Origin of the sequence: Streptomyces sp. CAI-85, from assembly GCF_013363615.1 — a bacterium.
GTDB classification, from domain to species: domain Bacteria; phylum Actinomycetota; class Actinomycetes; order Streptomycetales; family Streptomycetaceae; genus Streptomyces; species Streptomyces antibioticus_B.
The window spans coordinates 1-25,414 of sequence record NZ_JAANNX010000068.1 but is presented as its reverse complement, the minus strand read 5'-3'; the positions used below and the strand labels follow the sequence as shown (position 1 = coordinate 25,414).

The window sequence follows — 25,414 nt, the reverse complement described above, 5'->3', positions numbered from 1 at the left end:
CGCTCTCCCAGAACCTGGACGAGCGCGTGGAGTTCGACGAGATCGCCGACCGGGTGCTCGCCATGGTCGCCGAGATCTCACCGGGCAAGGTCACCGGCCGGCGCAGCGGACGCTTCGGCATCCTGGACGCCGAGGTCGCCACCCCGCTGTCCATGGTGCTCACCGAGATCCTCCAGAACGCCCTGGAGCACGGCTTCCGCGAGGGCGACACCGGCACGGTCGAGGTCGCGGCCGTCCGCGGCGGTACCACGAAGGAGGCCCGCCTGCTGGTCACGGTGCAGGACGACGGCGTGGGCCTGCCCGAGGGATTCGACCCGCACACCTCGGGCAACCTCGGCCTTCAGATCGTACGGACCCTGGTGGAAGGGGAGTTGGGCGGAACGTTCGACATGGTCCCGGCGCCGGAACGCGGTACGCGGGTGATCCTCGACATTCCGGTGCCGGCCCAGAAATAGGAATGCGCTTGGGAATACGGTGAATTCCCTTTCCGGCACGGCGAGTTTCGGCACGACGAGAAGCTTCCGGCACAGCAAGAAGCCCCGGACCGTTCAGGGGTCCGGGGCTCAAATGCTCGTTGCCAGCGATTAGCTGCGCATCGGGGGTACTGCGCGCTGCGGCTCGGGGGCGGGAGTTGCGTACGCGCTGTACGCGCCGCCAAGCTCAGGCCGTGTACGGGGCGGGTGTTGTCAGGCGGAGGCCTGACGGGCCCGGTTGCGGGCGGCGCGGCGCTTCATGGCGCGACGCTCGTCCTCGCTGAGACCACCCCAGACGCCGGAGTCCTGGCCGGACTCGAGCGCCCACTGCAGACACTGCTCCATCACCGGGCAGCGGCGGCAGACGGCCTTGGCTTCCTCGATCTGCAGCAGCGCAGGACCGGTGTTGCCGATGGGGAAGAAGAGCTCGGGGTCTTCCTCGCGGCAAACGGCGTTGTGACGCCAGTCCATGGCTGCTACCTCTCCTTGGTATTACATGCAGGTTGCTTGTGAATGTGAACGCTTTCACGAATCCCTCAACAAGTGAAGGGCCAACCCGCCAGGTTCGCTGGCGTGGTCCTGTGGTTCGAAGAGGGGTTCTGGTGATCAGTGGAGGCCGGTCTTGCGGGCCGTCCCGATCGCCACGTAGAGCGTCGCAAACCTCAGCGGCGGATACAACCCCTTCCGGAAAGTTTTTTTTGATTCCTCGGTGTCGACTAGGTCACAGCCGTACTTCCATGGGGTGGACCCTGGCCTAAACGTTCGAGTGAAAGGACTTCAGCCCTTTCTGCTCACACAATCACACGCAGTGCACGGCGTACGCCTGTGAACGTCACGCTCGTACGCAGTCCCAGGTGGTCGCCGTCCATCTGAAGGGGCAGAGGGACCTTGGAATGCAAGGTGAACCGGTCCAGATCGTGGAGGGAGTGGGCATGCTTGCCGTGCGGGCCGCGCTCGGGGGACGAAGTGAGCAACTGGGTGCCATACCGGGCAACCGCGGCGGTGGACAGACGGCTGAGACCGAGTACGTCGAGCCCTGTATCGAACGACGCCTTAGGTGACGCGTACACCGGGCGATTGCCCAGATACGTCCACGGCGCCGTGTTGCAGACTATGGAGAGCACCAGATCGGTCAGCGGTTCGGCGCCCGGCCGCTCCAGCGTGATCGATCCGTGCCGGCGCTCGGACTCGCCCAGCAGTTGCCGCACGGCCTGCCGTATGTAGAGCGCGTGGGTGGACCTGCGGCCCCGCTCCCGGTGCTGTTCGACCCGTCCAACGACACCCGCGTCGAAGCCGAGCCCGGCGTTGAAGGTGAACCAGCGCGACGGCACCGACTCGTCCTCCGAGCCCGGTGTGCCCGAGGCCAGCCCCAGGCCGACCGTGCGCCCGCTCTCCCGGCGCAGCGCGTCCAGCAGGGCGCCGGTCGCCTCCACGGGATCGTTGGGCAGCCCCAGGGCGCGGGCGAAGACATTGGTGGAACCACCGGGGACCACGGCGAGACCGGGCAGGTTGTCCGGGTCCGGGCCGGCGTGCAGGAGGCCGTTGACGACCTCGTTGACCGTGCCGTCGCCGCCGAGGGCCACGACCAGATCGGTGTTCCCGCTCTCCGCGGCCTGCCGGCCGAGGTCACGCGCGTGTCCGCGGTACTCGGTGGTGACCGCCTCCAGCTTCATCTCGCTGGCGAGCGCGTGGATCAGGACGTCACGCGTCCGTGCACTGGTAGTGGTTGCCGCCGGATTGACCACGAGAAGTGCACGCATGGGTTGCAGCGTACCTACTGGGTGGTACCCGGCACAGGGCGAGGTGGGGATCGGTGCGGAGATCCCGGGGTGAGGCTCGACACGGGGCCGTGCGCGGGGCGAGGGCTACCCTTCACGGGTGAGCAGTGAGAAGACCCCCGCCGCCCCCGCCCCCGAGACCCCCCTCGCCCCCGAGGGCGCCCGCCCGCGCCGGCTGACGTACGCCGCCGCGCTGACCGGTCTGGAGGGGCTGGCGCTGGTCGCCGGCGGGATCTGGATCCTGGTCCTGGGCCTCACCGGCGACCCGGACGACCGGCAGCAGGCCGTCACCGGCGGGATCACGCTGATGGTGCTCGCGCTGCTGCCGCTGCTGGCGGCGCGCGGACTGCTCGCCCTGCGGAGCTGGAGCCGGGGGCCGGCCGTGATCACCCAGATCCTGGCGCTGCCGGTGGCCTACAACCTGCTCCAGGCCGACAGCCTGGCGATCCCGGCGGGCATCGCGCTCGCGGCGCTCGCCGTCACGGGGCTGGTCCTGCTGGTCAACGCGGAGACGACCCGGGCCCTCGGGATCCGGGGGCCCGGCAACGCGGCGGACCAGGACTAGGCACGCCCTGGTCGGCTCTACTCCTCGACCAGCAGCTTCTCCCGTAGCTGGGCCAGGGTCCTGGCCAGCAGCCGGGAGACGTGCATCTGCGAGATGCCGACCTCCTGCGCGATCTGCGACTGGGTCATGTTGCCGAAGAACCGCAGCAGCAGGATCCGCTTCTCGCGCGGCGGGAGGTCCTCCAGGAGCGGCTTGAGCGACTCCCGGTACTCGACGCCCTCCAGCGCCTCGTCCTCCGCGCCCAGGGTGTCCGCGACCGCCGGGGACTCGTCGTCGGTGTCGGGGACGTCCAGGGACAGGGTGGAGTACGCGTTGGCGGACTCCAGGCCCTCCAGGACCTCCTCCTCCGAGATGGCGAGCTTCTCGGCCAGCTCGTGCACCGTGGGGGAGCGGCCGTGCTGTTGCGACAGCTCGGCGGTCGCCGTGGTGAGCGCGAGCCGCAGCTCCTGGAGGCGGCGCGGCACCCGCACCGCCCAGCCCTTGTCGCGGAAGTGCCGCTTGATCTCACCCACGACCGTCGGGGTCGCGTAGGTCGAGAACTCCACCCCGCGGTCCGGGTCGAAGCGGTCGACCGACTTGATCAGCCCGATGGTGGCGACCTGGGTGAGGTCGTCCAGCGGCTCGCCGCGGTTGCGGAAGCGGCGCGCGAGGTGCTCGACGAGCGGCAGGTGCATCCGGACGAGCTGGTTGCGCAGCTCCGCGTACTCGGGGCTGCCGTCCTTCAGTCCGCGCAGCTCGACGAACATCGCCCGTGCCCCGCTGCGGTCCCCTTCGTGACGGGGCTCGTGCTGCTGACGGGGTTCGTGCCGGGTGCCCCGCACGCCCTGCTCGTCGTCTCGCTGGTGCTCGCTCATCGTCCCGCCCGTCGCCCTCTGTCGAGCCCTGGCCTCGGCGGAGCGGCCGGGGGAACCCCCGATCCGCCCCTCCCGGGGCGGGCCGTCCTGCACGGCGTCCTCCGGGAGACCGGCCGACGCGGAGGACCGGTCGTCCTCCGGGTGGGGTCTCGCCTGGTCGGGAATGCCGTTGATGCCATCCGCCGTCATGCGTCGGGAATCGCCCGGAGAGACCGTGTCCTCGGCCGGCAGCTCCCGTGTGCCGCGCTCTTCGTCCCGCACCGGCCCGTCCCCGTCCCTCACGCCGGCCCGGGTCCCGCGCCGCGCTGTTTGTAGAGGCTGATCGAAACGGTTTTGTCGTCGTCGACGGCGGAGGAGACCTTGCCCGCGAGGGCGGACAGCACGGTCCAGGCGAAGGTGTCGCGCGCGGGGGCGTGACCGTCCGTGGTCGGCGCCGAGACCGTCACCTCCAGCGAGTCGTCGACGAGCCGGAACACGCAGCTCAGCACCGAGCCGGGCACGGCCTGCTGGAGCAGGATCGCGCAGGCCTCGTCCACCGCGATGCGCAGGTCCTCGATCTCGTCCAGGGTGAAGTCCAACCGGGCCGCGAGACCGGCCGTGGCCGTCCGCAGCACCGACAGGTAGGCACCCGCAGCCGGCAGCCGGACTTCCACGAAGTCCTGGGTCGCGGGCTCGCCTGCGATCTGGGACACCCTCACCTCCAAGGTGGTACAAGCTTTTCGGGGCCGAGGGTCTCCCCCCGGGGGTAACGCGTGTGTGGTGCAGCGGTGACGCTACCGCGCTCTCCGGTCTCCCGTCCCGGGACCCCAACCCCCTGGCGTCACTCACAGTAAAGCTGTGAACACGCTCCGTGTCTAGGGGGTCTGCGGACCCAAAAGGGAAGAGGGCGCGCCGGGTTGACGTACCCAGACGTCAGACCGTCGAACCGTACCCGCCGGACGGCCGGACCGTCTCGCCGGTACCGTGCCCCGCCGTCCATGAACTGCAACGTCCGGGGCGCCCGGGACGTTCACACCAGGACGTGGTCGACGAAGCACCACCGCCAGTTCTCACCGGGTTCGAAGGTACGCATCACCGGGTGCCCGGAGTCCTTGTGGTGCTCCGTCGCGTGCCGGCCGGGCGAGGAGTCGCAGCAGCCGACATGGCCGCACGACAGACACAGCCGGAGCTGCACCGGGTGGGTGCCGTCGCGCACACACTCGGGACACGTCTCGCCCAACGGGGCGGGTTCGGGGTCCGGCAGCGCGTCGGCGTGCGTGCACTGTTTCATGATTGCCAGATTACGACGGGCGCGCGGACGGCCGCGCGGAAAAACGAAGGGCGGCGAGACGGCGAGACATGGACGTGATGCCACTCCTGTTGCTGGTGGCGGGCAGCGCGGCGATCGCGGCGGCGGCCCGGCGCACCCCGGTGCCCGCGCCACTGCTGCTGGTGGCGGTGGGCCTGGCGGTGTCGTACCTGCCCGGGGTGCCGGACTACACCCTGGACCCGGACGTCGTCCTGCCGCTGCTGCTGCCCCCGCTGCTGTACACCTCGGCGTCCGAGAGCTCCTACCTGGACCTGCGCGCCCAGGTGCGCCCCGTGGCCCTGCTCTCGGTCGGGTACGTGCTCTTCGCGACGCTCGTCGTCGGCTGGGCCGTCTACCTGCTGGTTCCCGGGCTGCCGCTGACCGCCGCGCTGGTGCTGGGCGCGGTCGTGGCGCCGCCGGACGCGGTCGCGGCCACCGCGGTCGCCCGCCGGGTCGGCCTCCCCTCGAAGATCACCACGATCCTCCAGGGCGAGTCCCTGCTGAACGACGCCACCGCGATCACCGCCTACAAGGTGGCCCTCGCGGTCGTCGTCGGCGAGGGCGCCTCCTGGGCCGGCGGCATCGAGGAGTTCCTGGTGGCGGCGGTCGGCGGTGTCGCCGCGGGGCTGATCCTGATGGCCCCGCTGCACTGGCTGCGCACCCGGCTGAAGGAACCCCTCCTCCAGAACACGCTCTCCCTGCTGATCCCGTTCGTCGCCTACGCGGCCGCCGAGCAGTTCCACGCCTCCGGGGTCATCGCCGTGGTCGTCGTCGCCCTGTACCTCGGGCACCGCGCGTGGGAGGTCGACTTCGCCACCCGGCTCCAGGAGGAGGCCGTCTGGAAGATGGTCGCCTTCATCCTGGAGTCGGCGGTCTTCGCCCTGATCGGCCTCCAGCTCCCGGTCGTCCTCAGAGGGCTCGGCGACTACGAGGGCCTGGACGCCGCCTGGTACGCCGTCGTCCTGTTCGTGGTGGTGGTCGCGGTCCGCTTCCTGTGGGTCTACCCGGCGACCTTCCTGCCGCGGCTGCTGTCGGCCCGCATCCGCGCGCGGGAGGAGAACCCGACCTGGCGCGGGCCCATCGTGATCGCCTGGGCCGGGATGCGGGGCGTGGTCTCGCTGGCCATCGCCTTCTCCATCCCGCTCACCGTGGACCACGGCGAGGCGCCCTTCCCGCACCGCAATCTGATCCTCTTCCTGACCTTCACGACCGTCATCGGCACCCTCGTCGTGCAGGGCCTGACGCTGCCCCCGCTGATCCACCTGCTGAAGTTCCCCGAGCCCGACCCGCAGGCCGCCACCCTCGCCGAGGCCAACGCCCAGGCCCAGGCGTCCCGGGTCGCCGAGGAACGCCTCGACGCACTCCTGGAGGACGAGCGCAACGCCCTGCCGCCACCCCTCGCCGACCGGCTGCGCACCGTCCTGGAGCGGCGCCGCAACGCCGTCTGGGAGCGCCTCGGCCAGACCAACCCGGTCACCGGCGAGACCGTCGACGACACCTACCGCCGGCTCGCCCGCGAGATGATCAGCGCCGAGCGCGAGGTCTTCGTCCGGCTCCGCGACGGCCGCTACATCGACGACGAGATGCTGCGCGTCCTGCTGCGCCGGCTGGACCTGGAGGAGGCGGCGGCCTACCGGGAGGCGGGCTAGGGCCTGTTCACCCCTCGAACGGCGCCCCCGTCACCACCGCCGCGAGCCGGGTCCCGGGGGCGAACGCGCCTTCCCCGGCCAGGGTGACAAGGGCGTAGAGCGACTTGGCGACATAGAGACGTTCGAGCGGGATGCCGTGCCGCCGCTCGAAGTCGTCGGCGAAGGCGTCGAGTTCCGCGGGCACGCGCGCGTAGCCGCCGAAGTGGAACCGCTCGTCGAGCCGCCAGTCGCCGCGCCGGGCGCCGAAAGCCCGCTGCTGGAGGGCCTGTATCTCCTCGCCGAGGAAACCGCCCTTGAGAACCGGAATGCCGAGGGCGCGCTGTTCCGGGGCGAGCCCCGCGGCCAGCCCGGCCAGTGTGCCGCCGGTGCCGCAGGCCAGCGCGACGACGTCCGCCCGGCCGCGCAGCTCCTCGCCGAGCGCCCGGCAGCCGCGGACGGCGAGCGTGTTGCTGCCGCCCTCGGGCACCACGTACGCGTCCTCGGCGCCGGCCGCGCGCAGCACCGCGGCGAGGGTCTCCGGCTCGGTCTTGCGCCGGTAGGCGGCCCGGTCGGTGAAGTGCAGCCGCATGCCGTCGGCCGCGCACCGGGCCAGGGACGGGTTCAGCGGGCGGCCGGCCAGTTCGTCGCCGCGCACCACGCCCACCGTGGGCAGTCCGAGCAGCCGGCCGGCGGCCGCGGTGGCGCGCAGATGGTTGGAGTAGGCGCCGCCGAAGGTCAGCAGCGTGCGGCCCGCCGCCCGCTCCAGATTGGGCACGAGCTTGCGCCACTTGTTGCCGATCAGCTCCGGGTGGATCAGATCGTCGCGCTTCAGCAGCAGCCGGACGCCGTGCCGTTCGAACCGGTCGTCCGCCACCTCCTGGAGCGGCGAGGGCAGTCGGGGGCGCAGGTCGGTCACCCGCCCATTGTCGAACACCGTTCGCCGGAACCCTCCGCTTCCCGGCTCGACCGTGATCCATTCCCGCTCTTTCGTGTAATGGCACGAGCACACAAAGTGATGGAAGGCTGGCCGCGTGAACAGTGCACCGGCGCAGTTCGGCGCCCGTGCATGAGCTGGGAGGGCAATTTCTCATGTCGGTAGGCGAAGAGGTCCGCACCGAGTCGGGCAAGCCGCAGCAGAGTCTCGGCACGGCGGCCGCGCGGAACCTGGCCACCACCACCAAGTCCGCGCCGCAGATGCAGGAGATCAGCTCGCGCTGGCTGCTGCGGACCCTGCCCTGGGTGGATGTGCAGGGCGGCACGTACCGGGTCAACCGGCGGCTGACGTACGCGGTCGGCGACGGCCGCATCACGTTCGTCAAGACCGGTGACCGCGTCGAGGTGATCCCGGCCGAGCTGGGCGAGCTGCCGGCGCTGCGCGACTTCGAGGACGAAGAGGTGCTGGGGGAGCTGGCCCAGCGCTGCCGGCAGCGGGAGTTCGCCCCCGGGGAGATCATCGCGTCCTTCGGCAGCCAGTCCGACGAGGTCTATCTGCTGGCGCACGGCAGGGTGGAGAAGGTCGGCACCGGCCCCTACGGCGACGACCAGGTCCTCGGGGTCCTCGCCGACGGCGCCTACTTCGGCGAGCAGGCCCTGCTCGACGCCGACGCCATCTGGGAGTACACCGCCCGCGCCGACACCGCCTGCACGGTCCTGGTCCTCACCCGGCAGGACGTCGAACAGGTCGCGGAGCGCGCCGACACCCTGGGCGCCCACCTCCACGAGCTGCGCGCGATCCCGGAGCAGCGCACCAACAAGTACGGCGAGAAGGAGGTGGACCTGGCCGCGGGCCACGCCGGTGAGGCCGACATCCCGCACACCTTCGTCGACTACGACGCCCGCCCGCGCGAGTACGAACTGAGCATCGCCCAGACCGTCCTGCGCATCCACACGCGCGTGGCCGACCTCTACAACCAGCCCATGAACCAGACCGAGCAGCAGCTCCGGCTGACGGTCGAGGCGCTCAAGGAGCGCCAGGAGCACGAGCTGGTCAACAACCGCGAGTTCGGGCTCCTCCACAACTGCGAGTACGACCAGCGCCTCCAGCCGCACGACGGCGTGCCCAGCCCCGACGACCTCGACGAACTCCTCAGCCGGCGGCGCGGCACCAAGATGCTGCTCGCCCACCCGCGCGCGATCTCCGCGATCGGCCGTGAGCTGAACAAGCGCGGTCTGGTGCCCGAGACCATCGACATCGGCGGCAACCGCATCCCGACCTGGCGCGGTGTGCCGATCTACCCGTGCAACAAGATCCCGGTCACCGAGGCCCGCACCAGCTCCATCATCGCGCTGCGCCTGGGCGAGCAGGACCAGGGCGTCATCGGCCTGCGCCAGTCCGGCCTGCCCGACGAGATCGAGCCGAGCCTGTCCGTGCGGTTCATGGGCATCAACGAGCAGGCCATCATCAAATACCTGGTGACGGCCTACTACTCGGCGGCCGTCCTCGTCCCCGACGCGCTGGGCGTTCTGGAGAACGTCGAGATCGGCCGCTGGCGGTGACCTCCGCCACCAGGCCGCAGGGGACTCGGGGAAGGCGGGCGTCCATCGGGAGCCAGAGCGGGACCGACGGGACCGGCGGAACCGGGCCGGGCACGGCCGACGGGCACGAGGCGACGGCGATCCTGGAGCGCGCACGGGTGTCCGTCGACCCCGAACTGCGCGCCGCCGTCGACGCGTTGCCCGGACCGCTGCGCCGGATCGCGCGCTACCACTTCGGCTGGGAGCACCCGGACGGCACCCCCGCCACCGGCAACGCCGGCAAGGCCATCCGCCCCGCCCTCGTCCTCGCCGCGGCCGCCGCGCTCGGCGGCCCGGCGGCCCGGGCGGCGGCCGCGCGGGCCGCCGCCGCGGTCGAACTGGTCCACAACTTCACGCTGTTGCACGACGACGTGATGGACCGGGACGCCACCCGCCGCCACCGCCCCACCGCCTGGACCGTGTTCGGCGACGCCGACGCGATCCTCGCCGGGGACGCCCTCCAGGCGCTCGCCCTCGGCATGCTCGCCGAGGACCCGCACCCGGCGTCCACGGCGGCCGTCGCCCGGCTCGCGGCCTGCGTGGTCGAACTCTGCGCGGGACAGCAGGTGGACACGGCCCTGGAGAGACGCGACCCCGCCGAGGTCACCCTCGACGAGGTGCTCGCCATGGCCGAGGCCAAGACGGGCGCGCTGATCGGCTGCGCCTGCGCGGTCGGCGCGCTCTACGCGGGCGCGGCGGACGACGACGTCGACGCGCTGGACGCGTTCGGCCGGGAGGCCGGGCTCGCCTTCCAGCTCATCGACGACGTGATCGGCCTGTGGGGCGACCCTCGGCACACCGGCAAACCGGCCGGGGCGGATCTCGCCGCCCGCAAGAAGTCCCTGCCGGTGGTGGCGGCCCTGTCCTCCGGCACCCCGGCGGCCGGCGAGCTGGCCGCGCTGTACGCGGCTCCGTTCGAACAGGCCGACCTGGACCGCACGGTGCTCGCCGTGGAGCGGGCGGGCGGGCGCGCCTGGGCGCAGGAGCAGGCGGCGGACCGGATGTCCCGCGCGATGTCCGAACTGGCCCGGGCGATCCCGGACCCGGAGGCGGCCGGCGGTCTGCTGTCGCTGGCGGAGTTCGTCACCCGCCGCAGCACCTGAGGCGGCGGACCGTCCGCCCCCAGGGTCCCGCACATCCCCACGGTGTGCGGGACCCGCCCGCACCGGCCGAGTTTCTCGCGTACGGCGGGGAGCGCCTCGGCCGGTGCCGCCCTACCCTGAGGTCATGGACCGGGAACAACGCTTCTGTCCCGCCTGCGGGCAGTCCGTGCAGTCCGTCGTCCGGCGCCACAAGACGCTGGGCGCCTGGGTACCGCGCTGGGTCGCGGGCCCCTGCCACAACCCGAAGTGCGAGGCGTACGTCGAGGAGGGCGCGCCGGCGCCCGAGCAGCACGCCCACACCCCCGCGCCCCCGACCGGCCGGCACGAGCCCTGACCCATGGATCGACCCCTGGACCGACCCCTGGGTCTCCGCGCTCTCAGGCTTGTGAGCGCGGCAGCCCGCCGGTGTGCGCGTCGCGGCCGGTGAGGCAGTACAGCCCGCCCGCCGGATCACGCATCACCGTCCAGTGCGGATGCTCGGCGACCGGGACCGCGCCGAGCCGCTCGTGCCGGGCGCGGACGGCGCCGGTGTCCGGCCCGCTCGCCAGGTCGACATGGGCGGTGACGGGCTCCTCGCCGTCGAGCCGCTGGACGAGGACGCGCACCGGCAGCCCGTCCGGCGGCGCGATCACATGGAACTCGGGCCGGGAGCCCGGCCGGGACGTCCACTCCGGCAACAGGGCGGTGAAGAAGGCGACTTCGGCGTCGTAGGACGACGGCGGGACGCTCACGCAGACCTGGTCGAGGCGGCTGCCTTCGACCACCGGCGGCCGGACCGACTCACCGGCCCACGGCACCGCGCAGAACAACTGCCCGGCGGGGGACCGCAGCACGGCCCATCCGTCGTGCGCGGCCTCGGTCCCGGCGCCCAGCTCCAGCGCCGCCGCGACAAACCCGGGCACGTCCTCCACGGCGAAGTCGAGATGCGCGCCGCCCGCCCCGGCCGTGACGCCCTGCGCCTTCACGCAGGGGTCGGCGCCGTCCGCCAGCAGGGTGACGAACTCGCCGTCGTCACCGCGCGGTTCGGAGAGCCGGGTCCCGGTGACGGCCGTCCAGAAGGAGCAGGCCCGCGCGAGCTGTCCGGCGGGCCGGTCGATGAAGGCGTACGTCCAGCGGACGCGGTGACGGGAGTCCATGAGGTGATCGTAGGCGGGGCGGCGGACGGCGAAGGGGCCCGGCCGACGGAGTGCGTCGGCCGGGCCCCTTCCCGGAAAGCCCCGGCACGGCGGTGGTGCACCGACCGCCGGTGGGGGAGACCGGTCGTCAGGCCTTGGTCTCCCAGAAAATACGGTCGATCTCGGCGATCAGCTCAAGGGCCTTCTCGCCGGTCTTCGGGTCGCTCGACGCCTTGGCGGCCGACAGGGCCTTCAGGGTGTCGTTGACCAGCGTGTGGAGCTGCGGGTACTTCTCGAAGTGCGGGGGCTTGAAGTAGTCGCTCCACAGCACGGAGACGTGGTGCTTGGCGAGCTCGGCGCGCTGCTCCTTGATGACGATGGCGCGCGCCTGGAAGTGCGGGTCGTCGTTGGCGGCCATCTTCTCCTGCACGGCCTTCACCGACTCCGCCTCGATGCGGGCCTGGGCCGGGTCGTACACGCCGCAGGGCAGGTCGCAGTGCGCGCTGACCTTGACCTTGGGGGCAAACAGGCGGGAAAGCATGGAGCGTTCCTTCCTCGTGATCGTCTTCTCAGGTGGGACATTACTCCCTGCACGACGGGTTTTCGCGAGTGCCCCCGTGGGCTTAGGACAAAAGTCCGGGGTCAGACTGAGACTGGTGGAGGAACGGACCAGGGGAGGTGCCGGCGATGCCGGAGCTGTCGCGGGAGACCGAGCGTGGCAGGGTCGCCGCGCTCTTCGGACTGGCCGAGGTGACCGGTCCGTCCATGGTGCCCACGCTGTATCACGGAGATGTGCTGGTGGTGCGGTACGGGGCCAGGGTCAGGGCGGGGGACGTCGTGGTGCTGCGGCATCCGTTCCAGCAGGACCTGCTCGTCGTCAAGCGCGCCGCGGAGCGCCGGGAGGGCGGCTGGTGGGTCCTCGGCGACAACGCGTTCGCCGGCGGTGACAGCACCGACTACGGGACCGTGCCCGACGAGCTGATCCTCGGCCGGGCGCGGCTGCGCTACCGGCCGCGCAAACCCGATCAGCGCTCGCCGCTGGCGCTGGTGCGCTGGGCGTTCTCGGCCGCGAGGCCGGTGCTGTCCACCCGGTCGGCCTCCTGGCGCTTGCGGGCCCGGTAGGCGGCGACGTTCGCGCGGGTCGCGCAGCGGTCGGAGCAGTAGCGCCGGGAGCGGTTGGTCGAGGTGTCCAGATAGGCGTTGCGGCACGGTGCCGCCTCGCACAGGCCGAGGCGGTCGACGCCGTGCTCGGTGAGATGGAAGGCCAGGCCCATGGCGGCGATGGCGGCGTAGCCCGCGGTCGCGTTCGAGGGGTGGTCGGCCAGATGCATGTGCCACAGCGGACGGCCGTCGTCGTCGCGGTGGTCGTGGCCGGAGATCTGCGGGCTGACCGGGAACTCCAGGAGCAGCGAGTTCAGCAGGTCCACGGCGAGGGTCTCGTCGCCGCCGTCGGCCGCCTCGAAGACCGCCCGCAGCCGGCCCCGCACCGAGCGGAACCGGGTGACGTCCGCCTCGGTGGCCCGCCGGGCCGCCGACCGGTTGCCGCCGAACAGATCGCGGACGGCCTCGACCGACGTCAGCGCGTCCTTGCCCCGGGTCGGCTCCTCGCTGTTGACGAGACGGACGGCGTAGTCCGAGTAATAGGCCAGTTCCACTTGTAGTCCTTACGGAGGGGCTCTATGGTCGTGCCTGCGGTCGGGTAAGAGCTGATCGTGCTCCAAGGGTATTACGCGGGCGACGGAGGAGAGGGCTCTCATGACCACGAGCACCGGAACGGGAACGGGCACGGGAACCGACTGGGCGGCCTGGCAGGAGAGCTGGGACCGCCAGCAGGAGTGGTACATGCCCGACCGGGAGGACCGCTTCCGGATCATGCTGGACATGGTGGAGGCCCTCGTCGGCACCGCGCCGCGCGTTCTCGACCTCGCCTGCGGCACCGGCACGATCACCGCCCGGCTGCTCGCCCGCCTCCCCGGCGCCACCAGCACCGGCGTCGACCTCGACCCGGCCCTGCTGGCCATCGCCGAGGGCACCTTCGCGGGCGACGACCGCGTCACCCTCGTCACCGCCGACCTCAAGGACCCGGACTGGACGGCCCGGCTGCCGCACGACACGTACGACGCCGTGCTCACCGCCACGGCCCTGCACTGGCTGCACCGCGACCCCCTCGCGGACCTCTACGGCCGGATCGCGGGACTCGTCCGCGACGGCGGTGTCTTCATGAACGCGGACCACATGATCGACGAGACGACGCCCCGCATCAACGCGGCGGAACGCGCGCAGCGGCACGCCCGTATGGACCAGGCCAGGTCCCGGGGCGCCGTCGACTGGGCCGAGTGGTGGCGGCTCGCCGCCCAGGACCCGGCCCTGGCCGCCCCCACCGCCCGCCGCTTCGAGATCTACGGCGAGCACGCCGACGGCGACATGCCCTCCCCGGCGTGGCATGCCCGCGTCCTGAGGGAGAAGGGCTTCACGGAGGCCCGCCCGGTGTGGTGCTCGCCTTCGGACACGCTGCTGCTCGCGGTGAAGTAGTCCCGGCATGCGGAAGGGGCGGTACGGATCTCTCCGTACCGCCCCTTCTCGCTGTCTCGCCGTCTGTCGGCTAGAGCACCTTGGACAGGAACGCCTGCGTCCGCTCGTGCTGCGGGTTGGTCAGGACGTCGCGCGGGTTGCCGGACTCCACGACCACACCGCCGTCCATGAAGACCAGGCTGTCGCCGACCTCGCGGGCGAAGCCCATCTCGTGGGTGACGACGACCATCGTCATGCCCGACTCGGCCAGGTCGCGCATGACGTCGAGGACGTCACCGACCAGCTCCGGGTCGAGGGCCGAGGTCGGCTCGTCGAACAGCATCAGCTTCGGGTCCATGGCCAGCGCACGGGCGATCGCCACGCGCTGCTGCTGGCCGCCGGAGAGCTGCGAGGGGTAGTTGCCGGCCTTGTCGGCGAGGCCGACCCGGTCCAGCAGCTCCTTCGCCCGCTCCCGGGCCTGGGCCTTGCTGACGCCCTTGACCTGGACCGGGGCCTCGATCACGTTCTCCGCCGCGGTCATGTGCGGGAAGAGGTTGAACCGCTGGAACACCATGCCGATGTCCCGGCGCTTCAGCGCGACCTCGTTGTCCTTCAGCTCGTACAGCTTGTCGCCCTTCTGGCGGTAGCCCACCAGATCCCCGTCGACGTAGAGCCGGCCGGCGTTGATCTTCTCCAGGTGGTTGATGCACCGCAGGAAGGTCGACTTGCCGGAGCCGGAGGGGCCGATGAGGCAGAACACCTCGCCGTTCTTGACCTCCAGGTCGATGCCCTTGAGGACCTCGACCGAGCCGAAGGACTTGTGGACGCCTTCGGCCTTCACCATGGGGTGAGTCATGCCGAGACTCCCTTCGGGCGGCGCGCGGGCAGGACGGCTGCCTTGAAGCGCTGGAGCGGCGTCGGCGGCAGGCTGCGGCTGGAACCGCGGGCGTAGTACCGCTCGACGTAGTACTGGCCGACGCTCAGGATCGAGGTCAGGATCAGGTACCAGGCGGCGGCGAGGAAGAGCATCTCCACGGTGGAACCGGCGTTCTGACCGATGTCCTGAGCCGCCTTGAGCAGATCCACGTACTGGACCGTCGACACCAGCGACGTGGTCTTCAGCATGTTGATGACCTCGTTGCCCGTCGGCGGCACGATCACGCGCATGGCCTGCGGGATGACGATCCGGCGGAGCGTCTTGGTGTGGCTCATGCCCAGGGCGTGCGACGCCTCGGTCTGGCCCTCGTCGACCGAGAGCAGACCGGCACGGCAGATCTCGGCCATGTACGCGGCCTCGTTCAGACCCAGACCCAGCAGCGCCGTGAGCAGCGGCGTCATGAAGGACGACCAGTAGTCCTTGTAGATCGGGCCGAGGTTGATGTACTCGAAGACCAGGCCCAGGTTGAACCAGACGAAGAGCTGGACCAGGACCGGCGTACCGCGGAAGAACCAGATGTAGAACCACGCGATGGACGAGGTCACCGGGTTCTTCGACAGACGCATCACCGCGAGCAGGATGCCGCCCGCGATGCCGATCACCATGGAGAGCACGGTGAGCAGCAGGGTGTTCCAGACACCGTGCATGATGCGGTCGTCGAAGAAGTAGTCGGGGATCGCGCCCCAGTTGATGTTGCCCTGCGCGAAGGCGTAGACGACGGATACCAGCAGCGCGATCGCGACGAAGGCCGAAACGTATCGCCCGGGGTGCCGGACCGGGATGGCCTTGATGGCCTCCGGCCCGGCGGGGGGCGTCGCGTCGGGACCGTCGGACTTGTTGACGTCAACAGTCACGGGTGGAGCCTTTCAGAGCCGAGTCGTGCGGTGCCGGTGTTCAGGAACCGCCGTTGATCTTGGACTCGGTGATCGCGCCGTCGGCGACGCCCCACTTCTCGATGATCTTCTTGTACTCGCCGTTGTCGATGATCGCCTGGACGGCCGCCTGGAGCGCGTCACGCAGCTCGGTGTTGTCCTTGGCGACGGCGATGCCGTACGGGCCCGCCTCGACCTGGTCGCCGACGATCTCGAAGTAGTTGCCGCCGCCGGCGTTCTTCACGGAGTAGGCCGCGATCGGGAAGTCCGCGGAGACGACGTCCGCGCCCTTGGAGCGCATCCGGGTCTCGGCCTCGGGGTTGGTGGCGAAGTCCTCGATCTTGAGGGCGGGCTTGCCGTCCTTCTTGCACTTCTCCGCCTGCTCCTTGGCGAGGTCGTGGGAGAAGGTGTTGCGCTGGACCGCCATCGTCTTGCCACAGAGGTCGTCCCAGGTCTTGATGCCCTGGGTGTCGCCCTTGTTGGTGTAGAGCGAGACGCCCGCGGTGAAGTAGTCGACGAAGTCGACGCCGGCGCCGACCTTCTTGCCGGTGTCGCCGTCGATGCCCTCCTGGCGGTCCTTGGTGTCGGTCATGGCCGACATCGCGACGTCGTAGCGCTTGGAGGCCAGACCACCGATGAGGGTGTCGAAGGTGGCGTTCTGGAACTCGAACTTCACCCCGAGCTGCTCGCCCATGGCCGCGGCGATGTCGGGGTCGATGCCGGCCACCTTGCCGGAGCTGTCCTTGAACTCGACCGGCGCGTAGGCGATGTCCGAGCCGACCCGGATGACGCCCTTGTCACGGATGGCCTGGGGCAGCTTGTCGGCCAGCGGGGCTGCGCTGGTCTCGCTGCTTCCGGAGCCGTTGTCCTTGGTCTGGTCACCGCAGGCCGAGAGCAACAGGGCGCCCGCGACCGCGAGGGATCCGACCGCGGCGAGGCGCGTGCGCGCGGCGGTCGTGTGGCGGGTGGTGCGTGCGGTCATGGTGGGTTCCTCCGGCGGATGGATGGTGATGCCGATGGGCCGGCAAATGCCGATGGGTCGACGAGAACACACACCTTCGGGTGTCGCGACCTCGTGTGATTACGGCATCTTGCCATTCGGACTGCGCCATTCAGGGGTCCAGCTATGTCAAAATCGGATAACGGGCGACCCCCGAACCACATCAGTCCGGTACATCACGGCCGGACAGTGCCGGACCATCTGCGGAAATCCCGGTTTTCGGCCGGAAGATCTTCGGTTCGTCTCACTATGTGACTGCCTCCGATGCTTCCTGTGCGTTGACTTGAGTCCGTGTCAAGAGTTTGTCCACTCGTTGTCCACTTCTGCCCGCATGAGTCATGTCACGGCGGTAGGACGGCTGAGCGCGCCCGGCACGATCGCACGGGGCGGACTGTAGGAGTCCTGCAAGAGACGCCATGTGACCTTGCACGAATGGACTCGTCGGCTGCGGTCTCCGTCCGGTAAGAAGGTTCTTTACACCCCTCATCCGGGGCTCAGGGCGCGTGTGCGGCGCGCCCGACGCGCAGGCGCCCGTACGCATCACCTCAGGGCTCTGCGCGGTGCCCGCCCACTCCTCACCCGGAGTGGCCACCCTCATCCATGAACACCTAAGGGGTAAGACACAGTGGCAGCGGAGATCGTCAATCCTCGCAGCGATAGCGCGGACCATGCGGGCCAGGAGGGCGGTGCGGAGCCCCTCGACTCGTTCGATCCGGCCTTCGCGCTGCACCGGGGCGGAAAGATGGCCGTGCAGGCCACCGTCCCGATCCGTGACAAGGACGACCTGTCCCTCGCGTACACCCCCGGCGTCGCGCGCGTGTGCACCGCGATCGCGGAACAGCCGGACCTGGTGAACGACTACACCTGGAAGTCCTCGGTCGTCGCCGTCGTCACCGACGGCACGGCCGTGCTGGGACTCGGGGACATCGGCCCGGAGGCATCCCTCCCCGTGATGGAGGGCAAGGCCATCCTCTTCAAGCAGTTCGGCGGTGTGGACGCGGTCCCGATCGCGCTCGCCTGCACGGACGTGGACGAGATCGTCGAGACGGTGGTGCGCCTCGCGCCCTCCTTCGGCGGTGTGAACCTGGAGGACATCTCGGCACCGCGGTGCTTCGAGATCGAGCGCCGGCTCCAGGACGCGCTCGACATCCCGGTCTTCCACGACGACCAGCACGGCACGGCGGTCGTGACGCTGGCGGCGCTGCGCAACGCGGCGCGGCTGAGCGGACGCGCGGTCGGCGATCTGCGGGCCGTCATCTCGGGCGCCGGCGCCGCCGGTGTCGCCATCGCGAAGATGCTGGTCGAGGCCGGTATCGGGGACGTCGCGGTGGCCGACCGCAAGGGCATCGTCTCCGCGGACCGGGCGGACCTGACCGACGTCAAGCGCGAGCTGGCCGGGTTCACCAACAAGGCCGGGCTCTCCGGCTCCCTGGAGGACGCGCTGGCCGGTGCGGACGTGTTCATCGGCGTCTCCGGCGGCACGGTCGCGGAGGAGGCGGTGGCCTCCATGGCGAAGGGCGCGTTCGTCTTCGCCATGGCCAACCCGAACCCCGAGGTGCACCCGGACGTCGCCGGCAAGTACGCGGCGGTCGTGGCGACCGGCCGGTCGGACTTCCCGAACCAGATCAACAACGTGCTGGCGTTCCCGGGGATCTTCGCGGGCGCGCTCCAGGTGCGGGCGTCCCGGATCACCGAGGGCATGAAGATCGCGGCGGCGGAGGCCCTGGCGGGCGTCGTCGGTGACGATCTCTCCGCGGACTACGTGATCCCGTCCCCCTTCGACGAGCGGGTCGCCCCCGCGGTCACGGCGGCGGTCGCCGCGGCCGCCCGGGCGGAAGGCGTCGCGCGTCGCTGACGCGTACGTCACGCACACCTCGAATGGCCTCGTCCGATCGGGCGGGGCCATTCGGCTGCCCGCACTTGGCCGTTTCTTTGCCTGTCCGCTCGCCTGTTCGAGTGACGTGGCCGCCGCGGTCGGGCCGCCGCAGTCGGGTCACCGCACTGTGGTCCCCCGGTCACGCAAGAGGGCATGTCTCACAGTCGCCCCCGGTTTCGCCCGCCCCGTCCGGCCCCTATCGTCAGGTGCATGTTCGCCGTCTACGCCGCCCGAATCGACCGCGACCAGCCGCTTTCCGGACTGGAGTTGGGGGAGCGACCGGCCCCCGAGGCCCGTCCCGGCTGGAGCACCGTCCAGGTCCGGGCCGCCTCCCTCAACCATCACGACCTCTGGTCCCTGCGCGGTGTCGGCCTCGCCGAGGACAAGCTGCCGATGATCCTCGGCTGCGACGCCGCCGGTGTCGACGAGGACGGCAACGAGGTCGTCCTGCACTCCGTCATCGGCCAGAGCGGCCATGGCGTCGGCCCCAGGGAGCCCCGCTCCATCCTCACCGAGCGCTATCAGGGCACCTTCGCCGAGCTGGTGTCGGTGCCGACCTGGAACCTGCTGCCCAAGCCCAAGGAGCTGTCCTTCGCGGAGGCGGCCTGTCTGCCCACGGCCTGGCTGACCGCGTACCGGATGCTCTTCACCAACGCGGGTGTACGGCCCGGTGACTCGGTGCTCGTGCAGGGCGCCGGGGGCGGGGTCGCCACCGCCGCGATCGTGCTGGGGAAGGCCGCGGGACTGCGGGTCTTCGCGACCAGCCGGGACGAGGCCAAGCGCAAGCGGGCGCTGGAACTGGGCGCCGTGGAGGCCGTGGAGCCCGGGGCGCGGCTGCCCCAGCGGGTGGACGCCGTCATCGAGACCGTCGGCGCCGCCACCTGGTCCCACTCGGTGAAGTCGCTCCGCCCCGGCGGCACGCTGGTGATCTCCGGCGCGACCAGCGGGGACCGGCCCTCGCACGCCGAGCTGACCCGGATCTTCTTCCTGGAGCTGAAGGTGGTCGGCTCCACCATGGGCACCAAGGACGAGCTGGAGGACCTGCTCTCCTTCTGCGCCGCCACCGGAGTACGCCCCGTCATCGACGAGGAACTGCCCCTGGACCGGGCCCGCGAGGGCTTCGAACGGCTCGCGGCCGGCGACCAGTTCGGCAAGATCGTGCTCACCCACTCCTGACGACGACTGACACGACAACTGACACGACGACTGACGTCAACTCTGGTTGACATCCTCCCGTTGTCAACGTACGTTGACGTCATGACCGAAGCAACGGATCTCGCCGAGCGCGCAGGTGACCGTGATCCACGGGTCGGGCTGCGCGCCGTCGCCGCACTGCGCCGGCTGCTGGAGCAGTTGGAGGCGGTGCAGGTGCGCAGCGCCCGCAATCAGGGCTGGTCGTGGCAGGAGATCGCCGCGGAACTCGGGGTCAGCAGGCAGGCCGTGCACAAGAAGTACGGGAGGCAGTGATGTTCGAGCGGTTCACCAAGGACGCGAGGGCCGTGGTGCGCGGCGCCGTCGACCAGTGTGCGGAGGCGGGCGGCCGGACCGTCGGCGCCGAGCATCTGCTGCTCGCGCTGCTGGACCGGGAGGCGAGCCGCGCCTCCTTCGCGCTGGCCGCCCTCGGGCTCGCCGACCGCAAGGACGCGGTGCGTACGGCGCTGGAGGAGACCCGGCGCCGGGCGGGCCTGTCCCGCGCCGAGACCGAGGCCCTCGCAGGACTGGGCATCGACGTCTCGGAGATCGTCTCCCGTGTCGAGGAGGCGCACGGCGTCGGCGCGATGGCGGGCGACGGGTCGGCCGGTGGCGGGAAGGCCGGGGACGGGAAGGCCGGTGCCCGCCGGAGCGGGCGTCCGGGCTTCGGCCGGGAGGCCAAGGGTGTCCTGGAGCAGTCGCTGCGGATGGCCCTGGCCCGCCGCGAGCGGCACATCGGCGACGAGCACCTGCTGCTGGCGATGACCGTCCGCCCCGGCCCGACCGCCGAGGTCCTGGCCGACCATGGGGTCACCCATGAGTCCCTGACCCGGGTGCTGGGCGGCGGGGGAGAGGCCAAGGCGAGCTGACCCCCGTCCCCGGCCTCGGCCCCAGCCCCCGGCTCAGCCCTTCGGCGCCCGGAGTATCGCCCCGATGTGTGCCGCCGCCGTCGACAGATGGCGGCGGGTGTCGCGGAGCTGGTCGGCGGTGACGCCGTGGTCGCGGGCCGCGTCCCTGATGTCGTCCCGGAAGCGGTCCAGCAGACGGTCGAGGTCACGGGCCGGGTCGCCGCTGGACTCCTCGTGGGCCCAGGCCGGTTCGTACCCGGCCGGGAAGTCCTCCGGGGTGTCGGAGTACTCCGGGACCCGCTCGGCGCCCGCCGGATCCGTGGACGCCTTGCCGCCGCCCGAGCGGCCGAAGCCGAAGTCCCGGCCCAGGTCGCGCCCGAGATCCTTGCCGAAGTCCTTGCCGAACTCGCCGAACTCCTTGGCCAGTTCGGTCAGGCCCTCGCGGACGCCCGTCGGCCAGTCGCCGCGCGCGAAGTGGTCCTGGACCTGCTCCTGGACGCGGCGCGCTATGCGCTGCACCTCCTCCTGGGCCTGGGCCCGGGCGTGGTCCTGGGCCTCCTTGGCCTGGCGGCGGGCCCGCTGCGCCTCGTCACGGGCGCGGCGGCTCTCGTCCTTGGCCCGGCGGGCCTGCTCCTTCCACTCCAGCTTGACGCGGCGCATCTCCTCCTTGGCGGCGCGCCACGCCTCCTTGTCGCCCAACTCGGGCTCCCAGTCCGGGTGTCCGCCGGTGCCGGTGCCGCGCCGCGCCTCGGAGGCGGCCGCGCGCATCTCCCGGCGCAGATCGCCCGCCGCGCCGCGCACGTCGGCCCGTATCTCCGCGGCCAGTTCGGCGACGGACTCGCGGATCTCCAGCTCCAGGTCGGCCAGTTCACCGCTGCGGTCGGCCAGTTCGGCCCGGCCCGCGTCGGTGATCGCGTACACCTTGCGGCCGCCCTCGGTGGTGTGGGTGACCAGCCCCTCGGCCTCCAGCTTGGCCAGCCGCGGGTAGACGGTGCCCGCCGACGGCGCGTACAGGCCCTGGAAGCGCTCCTCCAGGAGGCGGATCACCTCGTAGCCGTGGCGCGGGGCTTCGTCCAGCAGCTTCAGCAGGTAGAGGCGGAGGCGGCCGTGGGCGAAGACGGGAGGCATGTCAGAACACCTTCTTGTCGGTCGTGCTGTCGGCCGGAGAGCCGGGGGAGTCGTCGTCCGGGCCGGAAGGGGCATTCTCCCCCGAGTCGAAGGCCGGTCCGTCCTCCTCGGCGGGGCGTCGCAGCAGGGCGATGGACCCGGAAACCGTGGTGGCCTTGAGCCGGCCGTTGCCCGCGCCGAGCCGGCCGGTGATCCGCTTGGCGCCCCACTGGCCGCTGACCCGGAGGTCCTCGAAGGCGTTGGAGACCGAGCCGCTGGCGGTGTTCGCCTCCACGCGCGCGTCCGCCGGATGCGGGAGCCGGATGGCGATCTCGCCGGAGACGCTGGTCAGCGCGATGTCCGTGGGCCGGCTCGCGGCGTCCAGGTCGACGATCATCGAGCCGCTCACCGAGTCGGCCCGCACCGAGGACGCGGCTTCCACGACCGTCAGATCACCGGAGACGGAGTGGAAGCGCAGGTCCCCGGTGAGGGCCTGGGCCTCCACGCTCCCCGAGACCGTGTCCGTGCGGACCGGGCCCGCGAGACCCACCAGGGTGGTGTCACCGGCGACGCCCTTGACCTCCGTGGGCCCGACGATCCCGGAGACCGTCGCCCCGGCGCCCACCACGCCCACCTCCACACGGGTGCCCGCCGGTACGGCGAGGGAGACCTCGGCGCTGCGCCGCCAGCCCTTGCTGTCCAGCCACTTGAGGAAGCCCTTCCAGGGCAGGTCCTCGTAGGCCACGGTCAGGGTGCCCTCCCGCTGGGTCACCACCAGGGGTGGGCCCTCGATCCCGGTGACCTCCAGACGGGCGGCTTCCTCGTCGGTGCCCACCACGTTCACCGTGCCGTTCACGACGCGCACGTGCAGGGTGCTCACCGGCGCGTCGAACGTGAGCTTCGTGGGCTCGGCGACGGACCACTCGGACATGGTGCTGACCTCCTCGACGCGACAGGGCAACGCGCCATATCGCGTCTCCCGCTATTCACGATATATCGCGGTCGGGGGAAGTCAAGCCACCCGTTCGGGTGACCACCGGATCCCGGCCCGCCGCCGGCCGTCCTAGCGTGGGGAGCATGCCGACGGAAGACAGCCCCTCCGGCGCCGTGCTGATCTGCCGCGCCGACCCCGACGCCGTCGCCCCCGCGGCCCACCTCCTGCGCACCGGCATGCTCCTCACGGGCGCCGGTGACGAATGGAGCGTCCTGGTCCCCGAGGGCACCCCGTGGACGCACGGCAAGGCCCGCGCCGACTCCCACGAAGGCTCGGGCGACGGCGCTGGCGACGGCTCTGGCGACCTCGTCGACGACCCCGTCGACGGGGTCCTCGCCCGCTGGGCCGCCGCCCTGGCCGTCGGTGCCCCCTGGCCCGTCCTGGGACTGTGGTGGGACGCCGGGCGGGCCGGGCTCACCGTCGCCTCCGGCTTCCGCCGTCCCGTCGGCTACGGCTGGCTCGCCGACGGCACCCCGGACGGCGAGGACGACGCCCTGCACACCCTCGCCGCCCGCCTCGGTCTCGACCCCGTCCTCGACGTCCAGGACCTGGAGCCGCTGACCCGCCCGGACCCCGAGGCCGACGCCCACACGCGCGTGGGCGTCCTGCTCGCCGTCCTCACCCGCGCGGGTCTCACCCTGCCCGCCGGGTTCACCCCCGGCGCCCCGGCCCGCGCCCTCCGCGACGCCGCACGCGCGCGGGACGACGTCCGGCGGATCGACTGGCGGGGCTGGCGCGAGACCGTCCGCACCGAACTCGACGCCATGGAGAACGCGGTCGAGCACAGCCCCCTGGGCCCCTGGCTGCCCTGGTCCGGCACACCCCGCGCGCACGTCCTCGCGCTGGCCCAGGTGACGGCCGCCGTCCCGGTCACGGCATGGGGTCTGCGGCGGCGCAGCGCCGGCTGGGTCGCGGCGGGCGCGCTGCTGCTGGCCCACGGCCTCCTCGGCCTCGCCTACGACCTGGGCCGCCCCCGCGACTGACGGCCCCTCGCTGGAGACCCCGCCGTCGACGCCGTACACACGAAAAGGGCGCCTCCACGGGCGCCCTTCACTCGTCGCGTCACTCGTCGCGGTCCCGGGGGACCTGCGGGTCCTACTCGTCGTCCTCGTCGTCCAGCCGTGCCAGCCAGGTCGCCAGACGCTCCACCGGGACCTCGAAGTCCGGGTTGAGGTCGACGAACGTCCGGAGCTGCTCGGCGAGCCACTCGAAGGTGACCTCCTCCTCGCCGCGCCGCTTCTCCAGCTCTTCGATGCCACGGTCGGTGAAGTACATGGGTCAAGGATAAGTGCGCGGAAACGGCCGGGCCGCACCCCCGTCGAGGGAGTGCGGCCCGGCCGTCGTACGGCGTGCGCGAGCGCGGTTACGCGTCGAACACCTCACGCACGAGCTGCTCCTGCTCCGCCTGGTGGCGCTTGGCGGAACCGACCGCCGGGGACGAGCCGTGCGGGCGCGAGATGCGCCGCAGCCGCTCGCCGTGCGGGACGTCGGCGCCGACCGCCAGGTCCAGGTGGTCGATCAGGTTCAGGGCGATGAACGGCCAGGCACCCTGGTTGGCCGGCTCCTCCTGGACCCACAGGTACTTCTCGGCGTTGGGGTACTTGTTGACCTCGGCCTGGACCTCGGCGCCGGGCAGCGGGTACAGCCGCTCGAGGCGGATGATCGCCGTGTCCGTGGCACCGCGCTTCTGCCGCTCGGCCTCCAGGTCGTAGTAGACCTTGCCCGCGCAGAAGACGACCTTCTTGACGGCGTTCGGCTCGACCGAGCTGTCGCCGATGACCGGGCGGAACCCGCCGTGCGTGAACTCCTCCGCCTTCGACGCGGCGGCCTTCAGGCGCAGCATCGACTTCGGCGTGAAGACGACCAGCGGCTTGTGGTGCGGGTTGTGCACCTGCCACCGCAGGAGGTGGAAGTAGTTCGACGGCAGGGTCGGCATGGCGACCGTCATGTTGTTCTGCGCGCACATCTGGAGGAACCGCTCCGGGCGGGCGGACGAGTGGTCCGGGCCCTGGCCCTCGTAGCCGTGCGGCAGGAGCAGGGTGACGCCGGACGTCTGGCCCCACTTCTGCTCCGCCGACGAGATGAACTCGTCGACGACCGTCTGCGCGCCGTTGACGAAGTCGCCGAACTGCGCCTCCCACAGGACGAGCGCGTCGGGGCGGGCCAGCGAGTAGCCGTACTCGAAGCCCATCGCCGCGTACTCGGAGAGCAGGGAGTTGTAGACGTTCAGCCGCGCCTGGTCCTCGGAGAGGTACATCAGCGGGGTGAACTCCTCGCCGGTCTCCCGGTCGATGATCACCGCGTGCCGCTGGCCGAAGGTGCCGCGCTGGGAGTCCTGGCCGGCGAGCCGGACCGGCACGCCCTCCAGGAGCAGGGAGCCGACGGCGAGGGTCTCGCCCATGCCCCAGTCGATGGTGCCGTCCTCGACCATCGCGGCCCGGCGCTGGAGCTGCGGGAGCAGCCGCGGGTGCGCGGTGATGTGGTCGGGGATGTTGACCTGGGACTCGGCGATCCGCTTGACGGTCTCCGCGGAGATCGCGGTGGGGACCGCGACCGGGAAGCCGTCCTGCGGGTCGTGGGACTCGCCGGAGACGGGCTGCGAGGTGGCCTCGCGGACCTCGGTGAAGACCTTCTCGAGCTGGCCCTGGTAGTCCTGGAGCGCCTGCTCGGCCTCTTCCAGGGTGATGTCGCCGCGACCGATGAGGGACTCGGTGTAGAGCTTGCGCACCGAGCGCTTCTTGTCGATCAGGTCGTACATCA

At 71.3% G+C, this 25,414-nt stretch carries 28 protein-coding genes and 1 pseudogene; 13 read left to right on the top strand and 16 right to left on the bottom strand.

What is annotated here, in order from left to right; genetic code table 11:
- Positions 1 to 455: ATP-binding protein (locus G6W55_RS32980; protein ID WP_175524370.1), on the top strand; the 455-nt coding region annotated here is incomplete at its 5' end.
- A gap of 231 nt (positions 456 to 686) precedes the next feature.
- On the opposite strand, the gene G6W55_RS32975 is transcribed toward G6W55_RS32980, so the two are convergent.
- Together G6W55_RS32975 and G6W55_RS32970 are read right to left on the bottom strand one after the other, a co-directional pair.
- Entirely contained in the window at positions 687 to 944 is a 258-nt protein-coding gene (locus G6W55_RS32975) for a WhiB family transcriptional regulator (RefSeq protein WP_016639615.1), read from the bottom strand.
- 320 nt (positions 945 to 1,264) lie between these two features.
- Positions 1,265 to 2,233: a diacylglycerol kinase family protein gene (locus G6W55_RS32970; protein WP_175524369.1), complete on the bottom strand. Its 969-nt coding sequence runs from the start codon at positions 2,231 to 2,233 to the stop codon at positions 1,265 to 1,267.
- A 118-nt stretch (positions 2,234 to 2,351) separates the two neighbouring features.
- On the opposite strand from G6W55_RS32970, the gene G6W55_RS32965 reads away from it, so the two are divergent.
- On the top strand, positions 2,352 to 2,816 hold the full coding sequence (locus G6W55_RS32965; RefSeq protein WP_175524368.1) for a hypothetical protein: 465 nt from the start codon (positions 2,352 to 2,354) through the stop codon (positions 2,814 to 2,816).
- A gap of 17 nt (positions 2,817 to 2,833) precedes the next feature.
- Here the strand turns inward: G6W55_RS32965 and G6W55_RS32960 are convergent, their stop codons facing one another.
- The 3 genes from G6W55_RS32960 to G6W55_RS32950 all read right to left on the bottom strand — a co-directional run bounded on the left by G6W55_RS32960 (position 2,834) and on the right by G6W55_RS32950 (position 4,940).
- On the bottom strand, positions 2,834 to 3,952 hold the full coding sequence (locus G6W55_RS32960) for an RNA polymerase sigma factor SigF (RefSeq protein WP_175524367.1): 1,119 nt from the start codon (positions 3,950 to 3,952) through the stop codon (positions 2,834 to 2,836).
- Positions 3,949 to 4,362: an anti-sigma regulatory factor gene (locus G6W55_RS32955; protein WP_030784224.1), complete on the bottom strand. Its 414-nt coding sequence runs from the start codon at positions 4,360 to 4,362 to the stop codon at positions 3,949 to 3,951. The genes G6W55_RS32960 and G6W55_RS32955 overlap by 4 nt, the downstream gene beginning before the upstream one ends.
- 317 nt (positions 4,363 to 4,679) lie before the next feature.
- On the bottom strand, positions 4,680 to 4,940 hold the full coding sequence (locus tag G6W55_RS32950) for a UBP-type zinc finger domain-containing protein (RefSeq protein WP_175524366.1): 261 nt from the start codon (positions 4,938 to 4,940) through the stop codon (positions 4,680 to 4,682).
- A 68-nt stretch (positions 4,941 to 5,008) separates the two neighbouring features.
- Here G6W55_RS32950 and G6W55_RS32945 point away from each other — a divergent pair, with 68 nt between their 5' ends.
- Positions 5,009 to 6,607, top strand: a complete 1,599-nt coding sequence (locus G6W55_RS32945; RefSeq protein WP_175524365.1) for a Na+/H+ antiporter — start codon at positions 5,009 to 5,011, stop codon at positions 6,605 to 6,607.
- Between the two features lie 7 nt (positions 6,608 to 6,614).
- Here the strand turns inward: G6W55_RS32945 and G6W55_RS32940 are convergent, their stop codons facing one another.
- Complete coding sequence (locus tag G6W55_RS32940) at positions 6,615 to 7,502, bottom strand: 1-aminocyclopropane-1-carboxylate deaminase/D-cysteine desulfhydrase (protein WP_175524364.1); 888 nt, start codon at positions 7,500 to 7,502, stop codon at positions 6,615 to 6,617.
- Between the two features lie 173 nt (positions 7,503 to 7,675).
- Here G6W55_RS32940 and G6W55_RS32935 point away from each other — a divergent pair, with 173 nt between their 5' ends.
- The 3 genes from G6W55_RS32935 to G6W55_RS32925 all read left to right on the top strand — a co-directional run bounded on the left by G6W55_RS32935 (position 7,676) and on the right by G6W55_RS32925 (position 10,537).
- Positions 7,676 to 9,082, top strand: coding sequence for a family 2B encapsulin nanocompartment shell protein (locus tag G6W55_RS32935; protein ID WP_175524363.1), 1,407 nt, complete (start codon positions 7,676 to 7,678; stop codon positions 9,080 to 9,082).
- 44 nt (positions 9,083 to 9,126) lie between these two features.
- Positions 9,127 to 10,203, top strand: coding sequence for a family 2 encapsulin nanocompartment cargo protein polyprenyl transferase (locus G6W55_RS32930; RefSeq protein ID WP_309243862.1), 1,077 nt, complete (start codon positions 9,127 to 9,129; stop codon positions 10,201 to 10,203).
- Positions 10,204 to 10,327: 124 nt separating this feature from the next.
- The gene (locus G6W55_RS32925) at positions 10,328 to 10,537 is read left to right on the top strand and encodes a hypothetical protein (protein WP_175524361.1); all 210 of its coding nucleotides are present in this window, start codon (positions 10,328 to 10,330) and stop codon (positions 10,535 to 10,537) included.
- Between the two features lie 43 nt (positions 10,538 to 10,580).
- On the opposite strand, the gene G6W55_RS32920 is transcribed toward G6W55_RS32925, so the two are convergent.
- Both G6W55_RS32920 and sodN read right to left on the bottom strand, forming a co-directional pair.
- Complete coding sequence (locus tag G6W55_RS32920; protein ID WP_175524360.1) at positions 10,581 to 11,339, bottom strand: VOC family protein; 759 nt, start codon at positions 11,337 to 11,339, stop codon at positions 10,581 to 10,583.
- 127 nt (positions 11,340 to 11,466) lie between these two features.
- Positions 11,467 to 11,859 (bottom strand): superoxide dismutase, Ni, encoded by a 393-nt coding sequence (sodN, locus tag G6W55_RS32915; protein WP_030784243.1) that lies wholly within the window; start codon positions 11,857 to 11,859, stop codon positions 11,467 to 11,469.
- Between the two features lie 146 nt (positions 11,860 to 12,005).
- Between sodN and sodX the strand changes: the two genes are divergently transcribed.
- Positions 12,006 to 12,440 (top strand): nickel-type superoxide dismutase maturation protease, encoded by a 435-nt coding sequence (gene sodX, locus G6W55_RS32910; RefSeq protein ID WP_175524359.1) that lies wholly within the window; start codon positions 12,006 to 12,008, stop codon positions 12,438 to 12,440.
- On the opposite strand, the gene G6W55_RS32905 is transcribed toward sodX, so the two are convergent.
- The gene (locus tag G6W55_RS32905; RefSeq protein WP_175524358.1) at positions 12,344 to 12,973 is read right to left on the bottom strand and encodes an ABATE domain-containing protein; all 630 of its coding nucleotides are present in this window, start codon (positions 12,971 to 12,973) and stop codon (positions 12,344 to 12,346) included. The genes sodX and G6W55_RS32905 overlap by 97 nt on opposite strands.
- A 100-nt stretch (positions 12,974 to 13,073) precedes the next feature.
- On the opposite strand from G6W55_RS32905, the gene G6W55_RS32900 reads away from it, so the two are divergent.
- Complete coding sequence (locus tag G6W55_RS32900; protein ID WP_175524357.1) at positions 13,074 to 13,850, top strand: trans-aconitate 2-methyltransferase; 777 nt, start codon at positions 13,074 to 13,076, stop codon at positions 13,848 to 13,850.
- 70 nt (positions 13,851 to 13,920) lie between these two features.
- Here the strand turns inward: G6W55_RS32900 and G6W55_RS32895 are convergent, their stop codons facing one another.
- The 3 genes from G6W55_RS32895 to G6W55_RS32885 are packed head-to-tail and all read right to left on the bottom strand — an operon-like array spanning position 13,921 to position 16,620.
- Complete coding sequence (locus G6W55_RS32895; RefSeq protein ID WP_175524371.1) at positions 13,921 to 14,673, bottom strand: amino acid ABC transporter ATP-binding protein; 753 nt, start codon at positions 14,671 to 14,673, stop codon at positions 13,921 to 13,923.
- Between the two features lie 8 nt (positions 14,674 to 14,681).
- Positions 14,682 to 15,620 carry an amino acid ABC transporter permease gene (locus G6W55_RS32890; protein ID WP_175524356.1) on the bottom strand — a complete coding sequence of 313 codons (939 nt, stop codon included), beginning with the start codon at positions 15,618 to 15,620 and terminating at the stop codon, positions 14,682 to 14,684.
- Positions 15,621 to 15,660: 40 nt separating this feature from the next.
- Positions 15,661 to 16,620 (bottom strand): ABC transporter substrate-binding protein, encoded by a 960-nt coding sequence (locus G6W55_RS32885; protein ID WP_175524355.1) that lies wholly within the window; start codon positions 16,618 to 16,620, stop codon positions 15,661 to 15,663.
- A gap of 643 nt (positions 16,621 to 17,263) precedes the next feature.
- Here G6W55_RS32885 and G6W55_RS32880 point away from each other — a divergent pair.
- From G6W55_RS32880 to G6W55_RS32865, 4 genes are all read left to right on the top strand, one after another.
- Positions 17,264 to 18,493 (top strand): NADP-dependent malic enzyme, encoded by a 1,230-nt coding sequence (locus G6W55_RS32880; protein WP_175524354.1) that lies wholly within the window; start codon positions 17,264 to 17,266, stop codon positions 18,491 to 18,493.
- Between the two features lie 231 nt (positions 18,494 to 18,724).
- Positions 18,725 to 19,690 carry a zinc-binding dehydrogenase gene (locus G6W55_RS32875; protein WP_030784277.1) on the top strand — a complete coding sequence of 322 codons (966 nt, stop codon included), beginning with the start codon at positions 18,725 to 18,727 and terminating at the stop codon, positions 19,688 to 19,690.
- An 81-nt stretch (positions 19,691 to 19,771) separates the two neighbouring features.
- On the top strand, positions 19,772 to 19,981 hold the full coding sequence (locus G6W55_RS32870) for a helix-turn-helix domain-containing protein (RefSeq protein WP_018571396.1): 210 nt from the start codon (positions 19,772 to 19,774) through the stop codon (positions 19,979 to 19,981).
- Positions 19,981 to 20,574, top strand: coding sequence for a Clp protease N-terminal domain-containing protein (locus G6W55_RS32865; RefSeq protein WP_175524353.1), 594 nt, complete (start codon positions 19,981 to 19,983; stop codon positions 20,572 to 20,574). Before G6W55_RS32870 ends, G6W55_RS32865 begins: the two co-directional genes overlap by 1 nt.
- Positions 20,575 to 20,607: 33 nt before the next feature.
- Here the strand turns inward: G6W55_RS32865 and G6W55_RS32860 are convergent, their stop codons facing one another.
- A complete protein-coding gene (locus G6W55_RS32860; RefSeq protein WP_175524352.1) occupies positions 20,608 to 21,681 on the bottom strand; it encodes a PadR family transcriptional regulator in 1,074 nt (357 codons plus the stop codon).
- 1 nt (position 21,682) lies between these two features.
- Positions 21,683 to 22,591, bottom strand: a complete 909-nt coding sequence (locus tag G6W55_RS32855; RefSeq protein WP_175524351.1) for a DUF4097 family beta strand repeat-containing protein — start codon at positions 22,589 to 22,591, stop codon at positions 21,683 to 21,685.
- A 146-nt stretch (positions 22,592 to 22,737) separates the two neighbouring features.
- Between G6W55_RS32855 and G6W55_RS32850 the strand changes: the two genes are divergently transcribed.
- On the top strand, positions 22,738 to 23,637 hold the full coding sequence (locus G6W55_RS32850; protein WP_175524350.1) for a hypothetical protein: 900 nt from the start codon (positions 22,738 to 22,740) through the stop codon (positions 23,635 to 23,637).
- 112 nt (positions 23,638 to 23,749) lie between these two features.
- On the opposite strand, the gene G6W55_RS32845 is transcribed toward G6W55_RS32850, so the two are convergent.
- A complete protein-coding gene (locus tag G6W55_RS32845) occupies positions 23,750 to 23,929 on the bottom strand; it encodes a DUF6104 family protein (protein WP_003992906.1) in 180 nt (59 codons plus the stop codon).
- Between the two features lie 88 nt (positions 23,930 to 24,017).
- Positions 24,018 to 25,414: pseudogene (gene kgd / locus G6W55_RS32840) on the bottom strand (multifunctional oxoglutarate decarboxylase/oxoglutarate dehydrogenase thiamine pyrophosphate-binding subunit/dihydrolipoyllysine-residue succinyltransferase subunit); the annotation flags it as partial.

Excerpts from the sequence above, each read along its gene's own strand:
- G6W55_RS32975 (WP_016639615.1), bottom strand. The coding sequence starts at position 944 with ATGGACTGGCGTCACAACGCCGTTTGCCGCGAGGAAGACCCCGAGCTC.
- G6W55_RS32970 (WP_175524369.1), bottom strand. The coding sequence starts at position 2,233 with ATGCGTGCACTTCTCGTGGTCAATCCGGCGGCAACCACTACCAGTGCA.
- G6W55_RS32950 (WP_175524366.1), bottom strand. The coding sequence starts at position 4,940 with ATGAAACAGTGCACGCACGCCGACGCGCTGCCGGACCCCGAACCCGCC.
- G6W55_RS32945 (WP_175524365.1), top strand. The coding sequence starts at position 5,009 with ATGGACGTGATGCCACTCCTGTTGCTGGTGGCGGGCAGCGCGGCGATC.
- G6W55_RS32935 (WP_175524363.1), top strand. The coding sequence starts at position 7,676 with ATGTCGGTAGGCGAAGAGGTCCGCACCGAGTCGGGCAAGCCGCAGCAG.
- G6W55_RS32925 (WP_175524361.1), top strand. The coding sequence starts at position 10,328 with ATGGACCGGGAACAACGCTTCTGTCCCGCCTGCGGGCAGTCCGTGCAG.
- G6W55_RS32920 (WP_175524360.1), bottom strand. The coding sequence starts at position 11,339 with ATGGACTCCCGTCACCGCGTCCGCTGGACGTACGCCTTCATCGACCGG.
- sodN (WP_030784243.1), bottom strand. The coding sequence starts at position 11,859 with ATGCTTTCCCGCCTGTTTGCCCCCAAGGTCAAGGTCAGCGCGCACTGC.
- sodX (WP_175524359.1), top strand. The coding sequence starts at position 12,006 with ATGCCGGAGCTGTCGCGGGAGACCGAGCGTGGCAGGGTCGCCGCGCTC.
- G6W55_RS32900 (WP_175524357.1), top strand. The coding sequence starts at position 13,074 with ATGACCACGAGCACCGGAACGGGAACGGGCACGGGAACCGACTGGGCG.
- G6W55_RS32895 (WP_175524371.1), bottom strand. The coding sequence starts at position 14,673 with ATGGTGAAGGCCGAAGGCGTCCACAAGTCCTTCGGCTCGGTCGAGGTC.
- G6W55_RS32885 (WP_175524355.1), bottom strand. The coding sequence starts at position 16,620 with ATGACCGCACGCACCACCCGCCACACGACCGCCGCGCGCACGCGCCTC.
- G6W55_RS32875 (WP_030784277.1), top strand. The coding sequence starts at position 18,725 with ATGTTCGCCGTCTACGCCGCCCGAATCGACCGCGACCAGCCGCTTTCC.
- G6W55_RS32870 (WP_018571396.1), top strand. The coding sequence starts at position 19,772 with ATGACCGAAGCAACGGATCTCGCCGAGCGCGCAGGTGACCGTGATCCA.
- G6W55_RS32865 (WP_175524353.1), top strand. The coding sequence starts at position 19,981 with ATGTTCGAGCGGTTCACCAAGGACGCGAGGGCCGTGGTGCGCGGCGCC.
- G6W55_RS32860 (WP_175524352.1), bottom strand. The coding sequence starts at position 21,681 with ATGCCTCCCGTCTTCGCCCACGGCCGCCTCCGCCTCTACCTGCTGAAG.
- G6W55_RS32855 (WP_175524351.1), bottom strand. The coding sequence starts at position 22,591 with ATGTCCGAGTGGTCCGTCGCCGAGCCCACGAAGCTCACGTTCGACGCG.
- G6W55_RS32850 (WP_175524350.1), top strand. The coding sequence starts at position 22,738 with ATGCCGACGGAAGACAGCCCCTCCGGCGCCGTGCTGATCTGCCGCGCC.
- G6W55_RS32845 (WP_003992906.1), bottom strand. The coding sequence starts at position 23,929 with ATGTACTTCACCGACCGTGGCATCGAAGAGCTGGAGAAGCGGCGCGGC.